Source organism: Nonomuraea sp. NPDC049625 (assembly GCF_040675285.1).
Classification (GTDB): Bacteria; Actinomycetota; Actinomycetes; order Streptosporangiales; family Streptosporangiaceae; genus Nonomuraea; species Nonomuraea angiospora_A.
In genome coordinates, this window is the sequence record NZ_JBFAOQ010000002.1 from 946095 (window position 1) to 960313 (window position 14219).

General features: G+C 70.7%; 13 protein-coding genes. 6 read left to right on the plus strand and 7 right to left on the minus strand.

Going from position 1 to position 14219, the window contains the following annotated elements; all coding sequences use genetic code 11:
• Positions 1–19: 19 nt before the first annotated feature.
• The 3 genes from AB0J87_RS11780 to AB0J87_RS11790 are packed head-to-tail and all read left to right on the plus strand — an operon-like array spanning position 20 to position 3137.
• Positions 20–1390 (plus strand): extracellular solute-binding protein, encoded by a 1371-nt coding sequence (locus AB0J87_RS11780; protein ID WP_363964434.1) that lies wholly within the window; start codon positions 20–22, stop codon positions 1388–1390.
• Positions 1387–2337, plus strand: coding sequence for a sugar ABC transporter permease (locus AB0J87_RS11785; protein ID WP_363964436.1), 951 nt, complete (start codon positions 1387–1389; stop codon positions 2335–2337). The genes AB0J87_RS11780 and AB0J87_RS11785 overlap by 4 nt, the downstream gene beginning before the upstream one ends.
• On the plus strand, positions 2334–3137 hold the full coding sequence (locus tag AB0J87_RS11790; protein WP_363964437.1) for a carbohydrate ABC transporter permease: 804 nt from the start codon (positions 2334–2336) through the stop codon (positions 3135–3137). The genes AB0J87_RS11785 and AB0J87_RS11790 overlap by 4 nt, the downstream gene beginning before the upstream one ends.
• Here the strand turns inward: AB0J87_RS11790 and AB0J87_RS11795 are convergent.
• From AB0J87_RS11795 to AB0J87_RS11810, 4 genes are all read right to left on the minus strand, one after another.
• Complete coding sequence (locus tag AB0J87_RS11795; protein WP_363964439.1) at positions 3098–6397, minus strand: BTAD domain-containing putative transcriptional regulator; 3300 nt, start codon at positions 6395–6397, stop codon at positions 3098–3100. The two genes, AB0J87_RS11790 and AB0J87_RS11795, sit on opposite strands and share 40 nt — an antisense overlap.
• 87 nt (positions 6398–6484) lie before the next feature.
• Positions 6485–7624: a serine hydrolase domain-containing protein gene (locus AB0J87_RS11800; protein ID WP_363964441.1), complete on the minus strand. Its 1140-nt coding sequence runs from the start codon at positions 7622–7624 to the stop codon at positions 6485–6487.
• Between the two features lie 109 nt (positions 7625–7733).
• A complete protein-coding gene (locus AB0J87_RS11805; protein ID WP_363964443.1) occupies positions 7734–8300 on the minus strand; it encodes a dihydrofolate reductase family protein in 567 nt (188 codons plus the stop codon).
• A gap of 32 nt (positions 8301–8332) precedes the next feature.
• The gene (locus tag AB0J87_RS11810; protein ID WP_363964445.1) at positions 8333–8923 is read right to left on the minus strand and encodes an NAD(P)H-dependent oxidoreductase; all 591 of its coding nucleotides are present in this window, start codon (positions 8921–8923) and stop codon (positions 8333–8335) included.
• A gap of 118 nt (positions 8924–9041) precedes the next feature.
• Here AB0J87_RS11810 and AB0J87_RS11815 point away from each other — a divergent pair, with 118 nt between their 5' ends.
• The gene (locus AB0J87_RS11815) at positions 9042–9452 is read left to right on the plus strand and encodes a DUF1801 domain-containing protein (RefSeq protein WP_363964447.1); all 411 of its coding nucleotides are present in this window, start codon (positions 9042–9044) and stop codon (positions 9450–9452) included.
• Between the two features lie 306 nt (positions 9453–9758).
• Here AB0J87_RS11815 and AB0J87_RS11820 read toward each other — a convergent pair whose 3' ends face one another.
• A complete protein-coding gene (locus AB0J87_RS11820; protein WP_363964449.1) occupies positions 9759–10706 on the minus strand; it encodes an RNA polymerase sigma-70 factor in 948 nt (315 codons plus the stop codon).
• Between the two features lie 208 nt (positions 10707–10914).
• Here AB0J87_RS11820 and AB0J87_RS11825 point away from each other — a divergent pair, with 208 nt between their 5' ends.
• A complete protein-coding gene (locus tag AB0J87_RS11825; protein WP_363964451.1) occupies positions 10915–11412 on the plus strand; it encodes a carboxymuconolactone decarboxylase family protein in 498 nt (165 codons plus the stop codon).
• 15 nt (positions 11413–11427) lie between these two features.
• Positions 11428–12180 (plus strand): NAD(P)H-binding protein, encoded by a 753-nt coding sequence (locus AB0J87_RS11830; RefSeq protein ID WP_363964453.1) that lies wholly within the window; start codon positions 11428–11430, stop codon positions 12178–12180.
• Between the two features lie 189 nt (positions 12181–12369).
• Here the strand turns inward: AB0J87_RS11830 and AB0J87_RS11835 are convergent, their stop codons facing one another.
• A complete protein-coding gene (locus tag AB0J87_RS11835; protein WP_363964455.1) occupies positions 12370–13572 on the minus strand; it encodes a cysteine desulfurase-like protein in 1203 nt (400 codons plus the stop codon).
• 22 nt (positions 13573–13594) lie between these two features.
• A complete protein-coding gene (gene dhaL, locus AB0J87_RS11840; protein WP_363964457.1) occupies positions 13595–14200 on the minus strand; it encodes a dihydroxyacetone kinase subunit DhaL in 606 nt (201 codons plus the stop codon).
• Positions 14201–14219 lie beyond the last annotated feature (19 nt).

Sequence of the window (14219 nt, forward strand, 5' to 3'; positions counted from 1 at the left end):
GTACGGGAAGGGAAGACCGATGACAACGGTGGGCAAGCGCGCGCTCGGTCTGGCCGTGGCGCTCGTGATGGGACTCGCCGCCTGCTCGAGCGGCGGCGGAGGCGGGCAGGGGCAAGCCGGGCAGTCGCTGCGGATGTGGACGTTCAAGAAGTCGCACGCCGACGCGTTGAACAAGGCGGCGGCGCAGTTCAAGGCCAAGACGGGCATCAGCGTCACGGTCGAGGCGGTGACCCCCGACGACGTGTTCGTCAGCAAGGTCCAGAGCGCCGCGCAGACCAACGGCCTGCCGGACGTGCTGGAGGTGCATGCGTCCGGCGAGGACTTCGAGATGGGCTCGTCGGGCTTGCTGCAGGACCTGGCGGCCGATGTCACCGACGCGTGGAAGCAGCGCCTGCTGCCCTCCACGCGTGAGAGCGGCGTGCTGACGCAGAAGAAGATCGACTCGGTGGCCGCCGACTCGCCCATCAAGAACGGCAAGGCCGGTCAGCGCTTCTCCGTGCCGTTCACGGCGGGCGCCTTCGGCATCGTCTACGCCAACAAGGACAAGCTCCGGGCGGCCGGGCTCGATCTGGACACCCCGCCGAAGTCGTGGGAGGAGTTCCTGAAGGCGCTGGAGGCCACGACCGGTAAGAGCCAGGGCGGGCTGTCGCTGGGGCTGAAGATCTCCCAGACCGGCTTCAACTGGATCTATCAGCCGCTGGCCTTCGCCTACCTCGGCAAGGAGCGTTTCCAGGCGCTGTTCGGCAAGGGCACCACACAGGGCTTTGCCTCGCCGGACGGCGTCAGGACGCTGGAGACGTATGCCAGGCTGACGCCGTACTGGATGCCCGGCGCCACGACGCTCGGCATCGACGAGGCCGACATCGCCTTCGCGCAAGGCAAGTCGGCCTTCGACGTGGGCGGCACGTTCACGCTGGCCTTCCTCGCACAGAACGGGATGAGCCCCGACAAGGTGCTCGCCTTCCCCATTCCGGCGTCGGCCGAGGGCACGCACAAGCAGATCTCGATGGCGCCGCTGGCGCTGACCGGGCTCGGCGTGACGGCCACGACGCGCAACCGCGAGGCCGCCGTCAAGTGGATCGACTGGGTGACCTCGCCCGAGGGTGCGGGCATGGTGGCCAAGGAGTCCCTCGACCTGCCCTCCACGGACCTGGGCACGCAGGCGGAGTCGCTGCTCGGCAAGGACCTGGCCGCGCTCCAGAAGTACTTCACCGGGCCGCCGGAAAGCAGCTACGAGGCGGCCGACGACAGCTTCTTCCCCTCCGACTGGGACCAGGTCAAGCCGGGTGACCTGACCGTACGGCTGACGCCGCTGGGGGAGGTCGGCCCACAGCAGGCGGGCACTGAGCTGGACAAGATCATGGCGTCGATGTGGAAGTCCACCAAGTGAGCACGACCTCCGTCGAGCTCCCCGCGCGGCGGCTGCGCGAGCAGCCCCCCGCGCGGTGGCGGCGCCGGCTGATCGGATGGGCCTTCGTAGCGCCCGCTGTCGCGTTGTTCCTGCTGATGGGCGCCTACACGATCGTCAGCGGGTTCCTGCTGAGCTTCGCCAAATGGAACGGCTTCACCCCCGAGTGGCGCTGGGCCGGGCTGGGGAACTACGCCGACCTTCTGTACGCGGACCCGTCGCTCACCGGCGACCTGCGCCGGGCCGCGGGGAACACGGCGCAGGTCATGGTCGCCGTGCCGCTGCTGACCGTGGCCGTCTCCCTCCCGCTCGCGGTGATGCTGAACTCCATCACCCGCCTGCGCGGCGTTCTCCGCTCCGTCTACTTCCTGCCGTACGTGACCAGCGGTATCGCCGTCTACTTCGCCTGGCGTTACGTGCTGGAGCCCGACGGCGCGCTCAACCTGCTGCTCGGCTCGCTGGGCCTGGGCAGCCTGCGGCAGCCGCAGGGCTTCCTCGGCAACCCGGACACCGCGCTGCCGACGTTGATCGTCATCCTGGTGTGGTCGAGCGTGCCGGTGGCCACGCTGCTCTACCTCAGCGGGCTGCAGGCCATCGACCGCAGCCTCGTCGAGGCGGCGCAGATCGACGGCGCCGGCTCCTGGCACGTGCTGCGGCGCGTCATCTGGCCGCTGCTGAGGCCCATCACCATGGCCATCGTGCTGCTGGGCGTCCGCGACACGCTGCACGGTTTCCAGATCTTCCTGATCGCGACCAACGGCGGGCCCGGCGGGCACACCGACGTGCTGGGGCTGATGGCGTACCGGCTGGCCTTCATGAAGGGCCTGGCGCCCTCGCTCGGCCACGCGAGCGCGCTGGGCTGGCTGCTGTTCGCGGGAGCCGTCCTGCTGACCCTGGCCAACGCGCGCCTGCTCCGGAGGGCCCAGTGAAGCGTTTCGCCTGTGCCGGGCTGATCGTCTATGCGCTGATCAGCATGTATCCGTTCCTGTGGATGGTGTCGGGCGCCTTCAAGGCCCGCGGCGAGGTCCTCGAACACAACCTGCTGCCGCGCGAGCCCACGCTGGACACCCTCATCGCCACGTGGGGCCGGCTGCACTTCCTGGACTACTTCCTCAACAGCCTCCAGGTCACGGCGATGACCGTGATCGGCGTGCTGGTGGTCTACAGCCTGGCCTCCTACGCCTTCGCCGTCCTGGATTTCCCCGGCCGCCGCTTCCTGTACTGGTTCTTCGTGGCGCTCCTGTTCGTGCCCGGCATCACGGTGCTGCTGCCGGTGGTGATCCTGGAGAAGAACCTCGGCCTGCTGGGCACCCATCTGGGGCTGGTGCTCCCCTTCGTCAACGGCACCGCGCCGCTGACGGTGCTGCTGCTGACCAGCAGCTACGGTTCCATCCCACGCGAGCTGCGCGAGGCCGCCAGGTCGGACGGCGCGGGAGAGGCGCGGATCTTCTGGTCGGTGTATCTGCCGCTCGCCAAGCCGGCGCACATCACCGTTGCCGTGCTGACGGCGGTGCCGACGTGGAACGAATACGTGCTGACGCGGGTGTCACTCTCGGACCGGTCGCGGTTCACGCTGCCGCTGGGGCTGGAGTCGCTCATCTCCAGCGAGGTGCCGCGCTACAACGAGGTCATGGCCGCCTCCCTGATCACGGTGCTCCCGGTGATCGCGCTCTTCCTGCTTCTGCAGCGCTACTTCGTCAACGGGCTGGTGGGGGCGATCAAGGGCTGACCACCGGGGGGTGGCGAAGCTGTCACGAATCGTCCGGGTCGATCAAGGAGGGCGCGGGCCTCGTCGGGGCGGAGCATGCGGCCGTGTGCGAACGCCGCGGCGTACGCCTCCTCGCCGAGTGCGGCACGGGCCGCGAAGGCGATCCTGTCCAGGTCGCCCTGTTGGGCAGGCGTGACCGCCTTCGGGATCGACTCGCGGGCCGCGGCGGCTGCTCCGAGCAGTTGGGCGGCCTCGTGAGGGTGGCCGTCGAGTGCGCAGGCGCCCGCGAGGCCGGACAGCGCCTGCGCGATGTCCGCTCCCGCGCTCAGGTCTCGTGCGATGGCGAACGCTTCCATGTGCCGGGCCATGGCGCCTGCGGGGTTGCCGCGCAGCTCCTCGACATAGCCGAGTTCGACAAGGACGCTCGGCGCATACAGAGGGCGTCCTGGTCCGGTGTGGTGCCGGGCGGCGTCCATCAGGTGCAGCAAGTGGGCCTCGGCCGCGTCCAGGTCGCCCTCCCGGCGAGCGGAGAAGGCGAGCCCCATCTCCGCGAACACGGCGCCGAGGGGGGAGCCCTGCTCCGTGGCGAGCCGAAGCCCCCGCTCGCAGTGCTCACGCGCCGACGGATAGTCGCCACATTCCATGGCGATCCAGCCCAGCCAGGACAGGCGCCCGGAGAACTCGGGCCAGAGCCCGAGCTCTCCGGCCATGCGCAGCCCGTCTCGGTGCAGGCGGGTCGCCCGCTCGTAGTCGCCGATCAGAACGGCGTGGGCGCCGAGCCACTCGGTGGCCTGCAGCAGCCCCCACCGGTCACCGAGCCGTCGGAACAGCGCCGCGCTCCGCGCGCCGTCACGCTCGAGCGCGGCGGAGTCGCTTTTCACGTGCGCGTGTTTGGCCCGCAGGCTGAGCGCGGCCGCCACTCCCCACTGATCGTCGACGGCGCGGAACGTGGTCAGAGCCCGGTCGATCAACTCCCCGGTGGCAGCCACATCGCCGAGGTCGACCTCGGCGAACGCGAGGAACCACTCGGCCCTGGCCTGCCCCGGCTCGTCCGCCACCCCTTCGAAGGCATTCAACACCGCCTCGTGCCGGGCCGGCCAGCCGGCGATCTCACCCCGCAGGAACGACATGCCGGTGTGCCAGGCCATGGCCCTGGCCCGGGCGGCCCGGGGCGCCTCACCCCGGGCGTCCAGCGCCGCCTGGAACGACCGCCCTGCTTCTGCCAGGCGGCCGCGCAGGAACCAGTACCAGGCCAGCGCGTTGGCCAGGCGCAGCGCGAGGTCGGCCTCGCCCTGCCGGGCCGCGTCGTCGAGCGCGTCGTGCAGATTGGCTGCCTCGGCGTCCAGCCGCTGCAGCCAGCGCCGCTGATCGGGGCCGTAGAGATGGGGTTCGGCCAGCTCGGCCAGCTGGGTGTAGTGGGTGCGGTGGCGCCGCCTGATCTGCTGGAGCTCGCCGGCCTCGTGCATGCGTTCGGTGCAGTAGACGGCCACCGACTCCAGGAGCCGGTAGCGGGGATCGTCGTGGCGGCGGTCGGACACGACCACGAGCGACCGGTCCACCAGGCGCGCCAGGATGTCGAGCACCTCGTCGGGATGCACGCCGTCGTCCGCGCAGACCGCCTGGGCGGCCTCCATGGTGCACCCGTCGGCGTGGACGGCCAGGCGGCGCAGCACCGTGCGCTCGGCCTCGGTGAGCAACTGCCAGCTCCAGTCGATCATCGCCATGAGTGTCTGCTGTCGTGGCGGAGCACCTCGGTGTCCCGTCGTCAGCAGCCGGAACCGATCGTCGAGCCTGGCAAGCAGGCCGTGCATCCCCAGCGTGCGCACACGGGTGGCGGCCAGCTCCAATGCCAGGGGGATGCCGTCCAGCCTGCGGCACAGCACCGCGACGGCCTCCGCGTTGTCCGGGGCGAGGGCGAACCCGTGCGCTGCGGCGGCCGTACGCGCCACGAACAGCCGCACCGCGCTGAACCGCCCCAACGTCGCCGGGTCGGTGTCGTCGCCGGGGCCGGGCACCTCCAGCGCCGGCACGGGCCAGACCACCTCACCCGCCAGGCCGAGCGGCTCCCGGCTGGTCGCCAGGACACGCAGTCCGGGCACGGCGCGCAGCAGGAGGCCGGCGAGCTCCGCGACCGGCTCGATCACGTGCTCGCAGTTGTCCAGCACCAGCAGCAGCCGCCTGGCGCGCAGGGCTCGGGCGAGCCGGTCGGCGGGAGCTTCCCGCGGTCCGGCGCCGCCGTCGTGGATGTCCAGGACCGCCATCACCAGGTCGGTGAGCGACCCCATCGCATCAGGCAGGCCGGGCCGCAACGCGCCCAGCTCGACGAGCCACGCGCCGTCGGCCATCGTCTCGGCCATCGGGGCGGCGACGTCGATCGAGAGCCGGGTCTTGCCCACCCCACCCGAACCGGTGAGCGTCACCAGCCGGTGTTGTCGCAGCAGCGCGCGCACCTCGGCGACCGCGTCGTCGCGGCCGATCAGGTCGGTGATGGCATTGGGCAGGTTGGTCGCCGGCGCGGGGCCGAGCGGCGCGTGGAGGCCCGGGTCATGAGCCAGGATCGAACGGTGCAGCCCGGCCAGGGCGGGACCTGGGTCCACACCGAGCTCCTCGGCAAGATGGGCCCGCGACTCCTCGTAGCTGCTCAGGGCCTCGCCCTGTCGCCCGGCCCGGTAGAGGGCGAGCATGTGCAGGGCGCGAGGCCGCTCCCGCAGCGGGTGGCGGGCCAGCAACTCGCCGAGCTCGCCCGCGACCGCGGCGTGCATGCCGAGCGTGAGCCGGGCCTCGGCCAGGTCCTCCATGGCGGTGAGACGCTGCTCCTCCAGGCGCGCGATCGTGGTGCGTGCGAACGCCTCGTCGGCGAAGTCGATGTAGGCCGGGCCCCGCCAGAGGGCCAGCGCGCCGGACAGCAGCTCGGCCTTGGCCCGCGGGTCGGCCGTCTCGCGGGCCTCGGCGGTGAGGCTCTCGAACCGGTGGGCGTCCACCGCGTCGGCGTCGACGCGGAGCAGATAGCCCGGCGGTGGGGACACGACGAGCGCCCGCCCACCCGGCTCGGCCTCCTCCAAGGCCCGGCGTAGGTAGGAGGCCTTCGCCGACAACGCGCCCGGCGCGTTGCCCGGCGGATCGTCGCCCCACAGGTGATCGATGAGCAGGTCGGCGGGCACCGGCCGCCCGTGGTGCGTCAGCAGGGCCGCCAGCAGGGCCCGGACCTTCAGACCCGGCACCGCGACGGCGCCGCCGTCGTCCCGCCACACCGCGAGCGGCCCCAGCACCCCGAAGCGCATGACCGTCACCATAACGCGGGCCGGCGACAATTTCGCCGGCTGCCGTACCCTGCGGCCCTGGGCGGGCGGTGCGGGGCCGCATGCCGGTCAGCGCGGGCCGAGGGCCTTGGCGACGAGCGTGCCGATGTGGTGGAACGTACTGTAGTCGCCGGCGCTCACGCGGTTCTTGGCCACGGCGATGACCATGCCGGTAGCGGTGTCGGCGTACGCCGCGGTCCCCCCGCTTCCGGCCATGCCGAACAGGGTGAGGCTGTCGAGCGGTCCGGGGAAGCCGATGTCGTACCCCAGCCCCCGGGCGGCCGGGGCCCCGGTGACCTCGTCGACCCCGCTGATCGTCACCGTGGTGACCTCTCGGAGACGCTCGGGGGAGATGAGCCGCACGCCGCCGACCTCGTCCATCAGGGCGGCGTACATGCGTGCCACGGCTCGGGCGGTCATGACGCCGCCCGCGGGGATGTCGGCGGCGAGCACGTCCTCGCGGTTGCAGAAGGCCGCGCTCGGCAGGGCCGCCGGGGGCGCCGCCGTCCAACCGTTCACGACTCTGAAGAACGGCACCTGCCCGGCCATGGCGGCAATCATGTCGGGAGTCAGCTCCATGCCGCCCGCCGTCTCCTCCAGGCGGGCCTGCCGGCCGAGCTCGGAGGCGGGTACGCCGAAGAACAGCTCGTCCGCCACGCCCAGAGGCCCGGCCACCTCATCGCGGAGCACCTGGGAGATCGGCCGGCCGGTGGCCCGGCGCACGATCTCGCCGGCGATGTAGCCGAACGACTGCGGGTGGTACCCCGTCCTGGTGCCGGGTTCCCACCACGGTGTCGCGTCGGCGATCGCCGCGCACATCCTGTCCCAGTCGGTCAGATCCTCAGGTGTCGTGTCCCGTGGGAGGCCGGGCACGCCGACTGAGTGGTTGAGCACGTGGCGCAGGGTGGCACGCTCCTTGCCATGCGCGCCGAACTCCGGCCAAAGCTCCGCGATCGGGGTGTCGTAGGTGACAACGCCCTGTTCCACGAGCACGTGCACGACGGTGGAGGTCACCCCCTTGCCGGTCGAGGTGACGTGGAACGGCGTGTCCCGCGTGACCGGCCGGCCGGTCACCGGGTCGGCCTGGCCGGCGACGGCGTCGATCACCAGCTCTCCGCAGTGGTAGACGGCGACCTGCAAGCCCCGTTCGACGCCGGACCCGACCAGCTGGTCGATGGTGTCCTGCGTCTGCTGCTGAATGTCGGTCATGGTGATGTTTCCTCTTTCGTTGCGCTTTGATCTGTCGCTGAAGCCGTGGGAGGTCAGCGACGGGCTGTGGGCGGGGCTCAAGCCACTGCTGCTCCAGCGTCAGCGGCTCCTACTTCTCGGCAGCGGCTACCGGCTCGTGGGCCAGGACGACGACTCCCGATGCGAACGTCTTCGTGCCGGTCAGGCGGAACCGTGTCTCGCTCCAGCCGGTGAACAGGCTCTCTCCGCGCCCCAGGACGACGGGATGAATCCAGACCCGGATCTCGTCGACGAGGTCGTGCCGAGTCAGCGTCCGGGCCAGCCCGCCGCAACCGAACATCAGGATGTCCCTGCCGGGTTGCCGCCTGAGCTCGCGCACCGCCTCGACGACATCGCCCTTGAGCAGGGCCGAGTTGGTCCAGCTGACGTCGTCGAGTGTGGTCGACACGACGTACTTCGGCATGGTGTTGATCCGGTGGGTGAAATCGTCGGACGCGGGCCCGTCCTCGCTCATCGACGGCCAGGACTCAGCGAAGCCCTGGTAGGTGACCCGTCCCATCAGCAGGGCGTCCGCGGCGAACAACTGGTCGCGGGCGTAGGCCTCATATTCCGCGGTCGCGTACTCGAGGGACCACTCGTGCGGGTCCTGCTGGACGCCGTCCATCGTCGCGAAGACCGAAACGATCACTTTGCGCATGGCATGCTCCTGGGGCTGTAACGGGGTTGCGATCATCGGTAGGTGTAGGGACGCACGGCACGCGCCTCGCGCAGCGCGTACGCCCACCAAGTCAGCTCGTCCAGCGTCGTCTTGACCGTGTTGTTGCACGTCGCGGTGGGTTTGGGCCAGCTGCCGTCGGCGGCGAACAACTCCCAGTAGCAGGGCAGACTGACCAGGGTGCGGATGGCGACGGCGTGCAGTTCGCCGAACACCTCACGCAACTGGGCTACGGCGTGCAGACCGCCCGATTCCCTCCCGTAGGAGACGAAGGCGACGGGCTTGGCCTGCCACTCCTCGTAGAACCAGTCGATGGCGGTCTTGAGCGGAGCGGGGAAACTCCGGTTGTACTCCGGTGTGACCACCACGAACGCGTCGGCGGCGGCCAGCCTGGGAGCAAGGGCCCGTACCGGCTCCGGGACGAGCTCGTCCTGGTCGGTGAGGGTGTCGGGCAGACCTGCCGTGGCCAGGTCGACGAGATCGATGTTCAGCTCCCGGCGCTTGCGGGCCTGGGCGACGAACCAGGAAGCCGCGGTCGGGCCGAACCGCCCGCGGCGGATGCTGCCGATGATGATCACCAGCCGCAGTGGTGTGGTGTCCGGCATCTCGGGCCTCCCTCGGGTTCGTGTCGTGCTCAACCCTGCGCGAAGGCGCCTTCGGTCTGTTTACGCTCTTTCGCCCTCCAGCGGACCGGGATGCCGCGGTGAGCGTAAACAAACCGTAATGACCACCTCGCATCATGGGCGGCGCATCGAAGCACCCGTAGCCGAGAAGGGCCGTGCCATGTCCAGTGCCGACGTAGATGAGTTCGTTCGGACCAAGCTGCCGCCACAGCATCAGACCATCGTCCGTATCCTGCGAGAGCTCATGGCCGAGGGTGCGCCGGACGCATCGGAGGTGATCAGCCGCGGGTCCCCCGCGTGGAAGGGTCGCACCATCCTCGCGATCATCAGTAACAGCAAGACGCACATCACGTTCGCGTTCGCTCGAGGCGCGGAGTTCGACGACGACCACGGCCTGCTGGAGGGCGTGGGGAAGACCACCAGGCACGTCAAGCTCAAGAGCCCGGACGCCCTCAACCATGACGCATTGCGTGGCTACATCCGGCAGGCGGTCGCGCTCGATCAGGAATAGTCCTCGGGCTCGGCGCCCGGGCGGAGTGGAGATGGTCGACCTGGGGCTCGATGGCAGCGTCCAGGAGGACACCCCCGGCCCCCTCGCGCCCGGCTTCGACGGCGGGACCTGGCGGTTCAGGGCCACGGGCGATCCGGCCGGGCGCGCCGTCGGGCGTCTGACGCTCAACGTCATCCGCGACGAATCGGCGAGAACTTCACGTTGCCGCGTGCTCGACGGTGCGCGGTGGCGTCGGATGCTTCCCGTTCATCTTCCTCATCGCCCAGCATGGCGGCTTCTTCGCCGGCGCTGCCGGTCTCGCGAAGCTCAGCGGGTCACGGCGGTCTCCCGCTCCACACGCGACAACTTCTCGGGATTACGCACGTGGTAGGCGCCGGTGACGTAGCCGTTCTCCATGCGCACCGCCACCACTCCGTCGATCTCCCCGTCGACCCGTACGAGCAGCCCGGGGCCGCCATTGATCTGAACCAGCTCGACCGACCGTTCCGCGTCGCGCTTCCACCAGCCGACGGCCAGCAAGCGGGCCACGTTGTCGATCCCCACGACGGGCCGCGGCAGGGCATGTTTGATTCCGCCGCCGTCGCTCAGGGCGACGACGTCCGGCGCGAGGACGTCGAGCAGGCTCTGCAGCTCGCCGGTTTCGACCGCTCGCTGGAAGGCTTGGAGCGCGGCTTGGGTCTCGGCGGAGGAGGCGATGCCGCGGGGGCGGCGGGCGGCGACGCGTGCCCGCGCCCGGTAGGCGATCTGGCGGACCGCGTTCGGGGTCTTGCCGACGGCTTCGGCGATCTCGTCGTAGTCCAGATCGAACACCTCGCGCAGTACGAACACCGCCCGTTCGGTCGGCTGAAGCGTCTCCAGCACCAGCAGCATCGCCATCGAGACGCTCTCGGCGAGCTCGACGTCCTCGGCCACATCAGGCGCGGTGAGCAAGGGCTCGGGCAGCCACGGCCCGACGTAGGACTCCTTGCGCCGGGCGAGCGCGCGTAGCCGGTCCAGCGCCTGCCGGGTGACGATCCGCACCAGGTAGGCGCGCTCCTCCCGCACGGTGCCGAGGTCGACGCCCACCCATCGCAGCCAGGTCTCCTGCAGGACGTCTTCGGCGTCGGCGGCCGAGCCGAGCATCTCGTAGGCGACGGTGAACAGCAGGTTGCGGTGGGCGACGAACACCTCGGTGGCGGAGTCCGCAGAGCCGACGTGGTCGGCACGATCGAGCGGCTCGGCTGGGTCCGCACTTCGTTCGCTGCGCTCGGTCATGCCCGGCTCCTGCTTGTTCGTTCTCGGCACTGCCACACGCACAAGACGCCGGTCCCCACCGCTTTGTAACACCCACGTAGGTGGCCTATGTCACATGGCCGCGCTGTTACAGGGATCGGGGCGCCGACGTCTCGTGGTCGTCAGGACGCCGCGCGAACGATCCGTACGGCACTACGACAAGTTGAGAGTGAGAAGGGAAGTCTTCCCCATGTCCACGCCCACGACGACCGGCCAGCGGTCGCGCATGCCCAACCCCCTCCCCTTCCTCCCCGAGATGGCGGAGGTCGGCATAGGTCTGCACAAAGCCCTGCAGAACGGCGCGATTCCCCCGGCCACCATCGGCCTGTTGCAGCTGCGCGCCGGGCAGATCCTCGGCAGCACGTACTTCACCATCCGGGAGACCGGCAACCTCCGCCGGTTGGGGGAATCGGAGGAGCGCATCACCGCCGTGGCCACCTGGCGGGATGCCACCTACTTCACCGACGCCGAACGGGTCGCGCTGGAGCTCGTGGAGGCGGTCCTCACCCCGAACCCGTCCGGGGAGCGCGTCCCCGACGAGCTGTACGCCAGGGCGTCGGAGCACTACGACGACAAGGCGATGTGGTCGCTCATCATGGCGATCGCCCACATCGGCTTCTTCGCCCCCGCCGCTCTCATCGCCAAGCCGATCCCCGGCATGCCCCCCGGCCAGAACTACAGCGCGTAAGAAAGGCACGACAGCATGAGCATCACCACGTTCGCGGTGGCGGGAGCGACCGGGCGGCTGGGCCGCCACGTCGTCGACGTCCTGACCGAGAGGGGACGCCGGGTCGTGCCGATGTCCCGCGCCACCGGTGTGGACGTCATCACCGGTGAGGGCCTCGCCGAGGCCCTCACCGGGGCCGAGGCCATCATCGACGTCGCCTCGTGGCACTCCTCCGACCAGGAGGCGGCGACGGAGTTCTTCCGTACGTCGGCCCGCAATCTGCACGAGGCCGGCCAGAAGGCGGGGGTCGCCCAGATCACCATGGCGTCCATCATCGGCGCCGACAAGGCCACCGCCGGTTTCCTCGCCGCCAAGAAGGTGCACGAGGAACTCCTCCTGTCCGGCCCGATCCCCGTCCGCATCCTGCGGGCCGCGCAGTTCCATGAGTTCGTCGGCCGGCTCCTGGACTGGCAGCAGAGCGACGTCGCCTACATCCCGGCCCTGCCCACCCAGCTCGTCGCCTGCCGCACCGTGGCCGAGGAACTGGTCGACCTGGCCACCGCCCCCGCCGCCCCAGGAACACCGATCCCCGAGATCGCCGGACCTCGCAAGGAGACCATGGCCGAGGCGGCCCAACTTCTCGGCGCCCGCCGGGGCATCAAGGTCGTCGGCGTCGACGGCTCCGGCATGCCCGATGCCGAGATCGCCGCCAACGGCGCCTTCCTGCCCAGCTCGCATGCCAAGCTCGCCGGACCCACCTTCCAGGAGTGGCTCAACACCCAGCCCTGAGCCGGCCTTGCCCTTGTTCCCGGAACTCCACCACCCGGGGCCTCGAGAACAAGGGCTCCCCGAGCCTCACCCTCGGAGATCCAGTGGCTGCCTCTTCGGACGACATCCACAGAAAAGGGCTTACTCCGGCTCGGAGGTGGTGGGGCCCGCATCGCAACTCCGGCCCGAGCCCGGCCGGTCGGCCGGTGCTCAGCGGGAGAAGAAGTCGCGTAGCGCGGTGGTGAGGCGGTCGATGTCGTTCTGGTCGTTGTAGGGAGCCAGACCGACGCGCAGCCCGCCCTCGTCGCCGAGGCCCATCCAGCGCGACGCTTCGATCGCGTAGTAGTTGCTGACCGTCGTGTTGATCTTCCGGTCGGCGAGGAAGTCGCGTATGGCGGTGGCCGGGTGTCCGTCGAAGGTGAGCAGCAGCGTGGGGGTACGGCTGGCGGCGCGCGAGTGCGAGATCACCTGAGGCAGGCCGTCCAGCTCCGTCTCCAGGCCCTCGCGCAGACCGTCCTCGCTCTTCTCGACGGCGGCCATGGACGCGAGCAGCCGCTCACGCCGGGAACCGGTGCCGGGCAGGATGCCGGCGAGGAAGTCGACGGCGGCGGTCGTCCCGGCGAGCAGTTCGTACGGCAGCGTGCCGAGCTCGAAGCGCTCCGGCACCACGTCGGTGGCCGGGAGCAGCTTGTCCGGCCGCAGCGACTCCAGCGTCTCGGGCGCGGCGGCCACCACGCCGAGGTGCGGGCCGAGGAACTTGTACGGCGAGCAGGCGAAGAAGTCGGCGCCGAGCGCGGCCAGGTCGACCGGGACGTGCGCGCTGTAGTGCACGCCGTCGACGTAGAACAGAGCGCCGCGGGCGTGCGCCAGCCGGGAGATCTCGGCGATCGGCGGGCGGGTGCCGATCAGGTTGGAGGCGGCGGTGATCGCGACCAGCCGCGTGCGTTCCGACAGCACCGCCTCGACCGCGTCGAGGGTGACCTCTCCCGACTTGGGGTCGAAGTCGATCCAGCGCACCGTGGCGCCCGCCGCCCCGGCGGCGATCACCCACGGCCGGATGTTGGAGTCGTGGTCCAGCCGCGACACGACGACCTCGTCGCCCGGACGCCAGGTCTTGGCCAGGGTGCGCGCGAAGTCGAAGGTCAGCTGGGTCATGCTGCGTCCGAACACGATGCCGCGCGGGTCGCCGCCGACGAAGTCGGCCATCGCCGCCCGGGCGGCGAGCGTCACCTCATCGGCGAACCTCTCGGCCTCGGTGACCAGGCCGCGGTTGGCGATGGCGGCGGTGAGCGTGCGGTGTACGGCGTCGGCGACGGCGGTGGGTGTCTGCGAGCCGCCGGGGCCGTCGAAGTGCGCCGCCCCCTGCGCCAGGGCGGGGAAGTGCGCGCGAAGGGCCTGAAGGGAGTAGGTCATGATCGGTTCATTCCTAGGGGGATCAGCGGGTGGTGTCGGCGCCGGCCTGGAAGAAGTAGGCCACGGTCCGCGCGCCCGGATCGACCACGCCGACGGCGCGCTCGCCGACGTAGCTGGCCCGGCCCTGGCGGGCACGGATCGCGGCGGTCGCCTCGGCTCCGGCGGTGGCGGCGCGCGCGGCCGCGGCCAGCAGCTCGTGCAGCCCGGCGTCGCCGGCCTCGGCGAGCGCGTCGCGGGCCGGCTGCAGGGCGTCGACCAGCGTCTTGTCGCCGGGCTCGGCCGACCCGACCCGCTGGATGGCGGCCAGCCCGTCCGCCACGCGGTCGGCGAGTGACCGGCCCGCCTCGGAAAGGTGGAGGAAGAGCAGCCCGAACAGCGGGCCGCTGGTGCCGCCGATCTCGTCCAGGAAACCCTCGGCGAGGGCACGGAATTCGGCCTCCCCGGTTCCCGGCGCGGTCCGCTCGGCGTGCTTGCGGTAGAGCGCCACGCCGGAGGCGATGTTGGTGCCGAAGTCGCCGTCGCCCGCGGCCTGGTCAAGGGCGTTCAGCGCGGCCTCCTGCTCGGCCACGCGGGCGGCGAAGGCCAGGATCCAGCGGCGGGTGTGCTCGCCGTCGATCACCACGGTCATCGGAGTCGTCCTTTCGGTT

Coding starts and splice junctions, on each gene's coding strand:
- AB0J87_RS11780 (WP_363964434.1), top strand. CDS start 20: ATGACAACGGTGGGCAAGCGCGCGCTCGGTCTGGCCGTGGCGCTCGTG.
- AB0J87_RS11815 (WP_363964447.1), top strand. CDS start 9,042: ATGACCACCTCGCATCATGGGCGGCGCATCGAAGCACCCGTAGCCGAG.
- AB0J87_RS11800 (WP_363964441.1), bottom strand. CDS start 7,624: ATGACCGACATTCAGCAGCAGACGCAGGACACCATCGACCAGCTGGTC.
- AB0J87_RS11835 (WP_363964455.1), bottom strand. CDS start 13,572: ATGACCTACTCCCTTCAGGCCCTTCGCGCGCACTTCCCCGCCCTGGCG.
- AB0J87_RS11830 (WP_363964453.1), top strand. CDS start 11,428: ATGAGCATCACCACGTTCGCGGTGGCGGGAGCGACCGGGCGGCTGGGC.
- AB0J87_RS11795 (WP_363964439.1), bottom strand. CDS start 6,397: ATGCGCTTCGGGGTGCTGGGGCCGCTCGCGGTGTGGCGGGACGACGGC.
- dhaL (WP_363964457.1), bottom strand. CDS start 14,200: ATGACCGTGGTGATCGACGGCGAGCACACCCGCCGCTGGATCCTGGCC.
- AB0J87_RS11810 (WP_363964445.1), bottom strand. CDS start 8,923: ATGCCGGACACCACACCACTGCGGCTGGTGATCATCATCGGCAGCATC.
- AB0J87_RS11825 (WP_363964451.1), top strand. CDS start 10,915: ATGTCCACGCCCACGACGACCGGCCAGCGGTCGCGCATGCCCAACCCC.
- AB0J87_RS11805 (WP_363964443.1), bottom strand. CDS start 8,300: ATGCGCAAAGTGATCGTTTCGGTCTTCGCGACGATGGACGGCGTCCAG.
- AB0J87_RS11820 (WP_363964449.1), bottom strand. CDS start 10,706: ATGACCGAGCGCAGCGAACGAAGTGCGGACCCAGCCGAGCCGCTCGAT.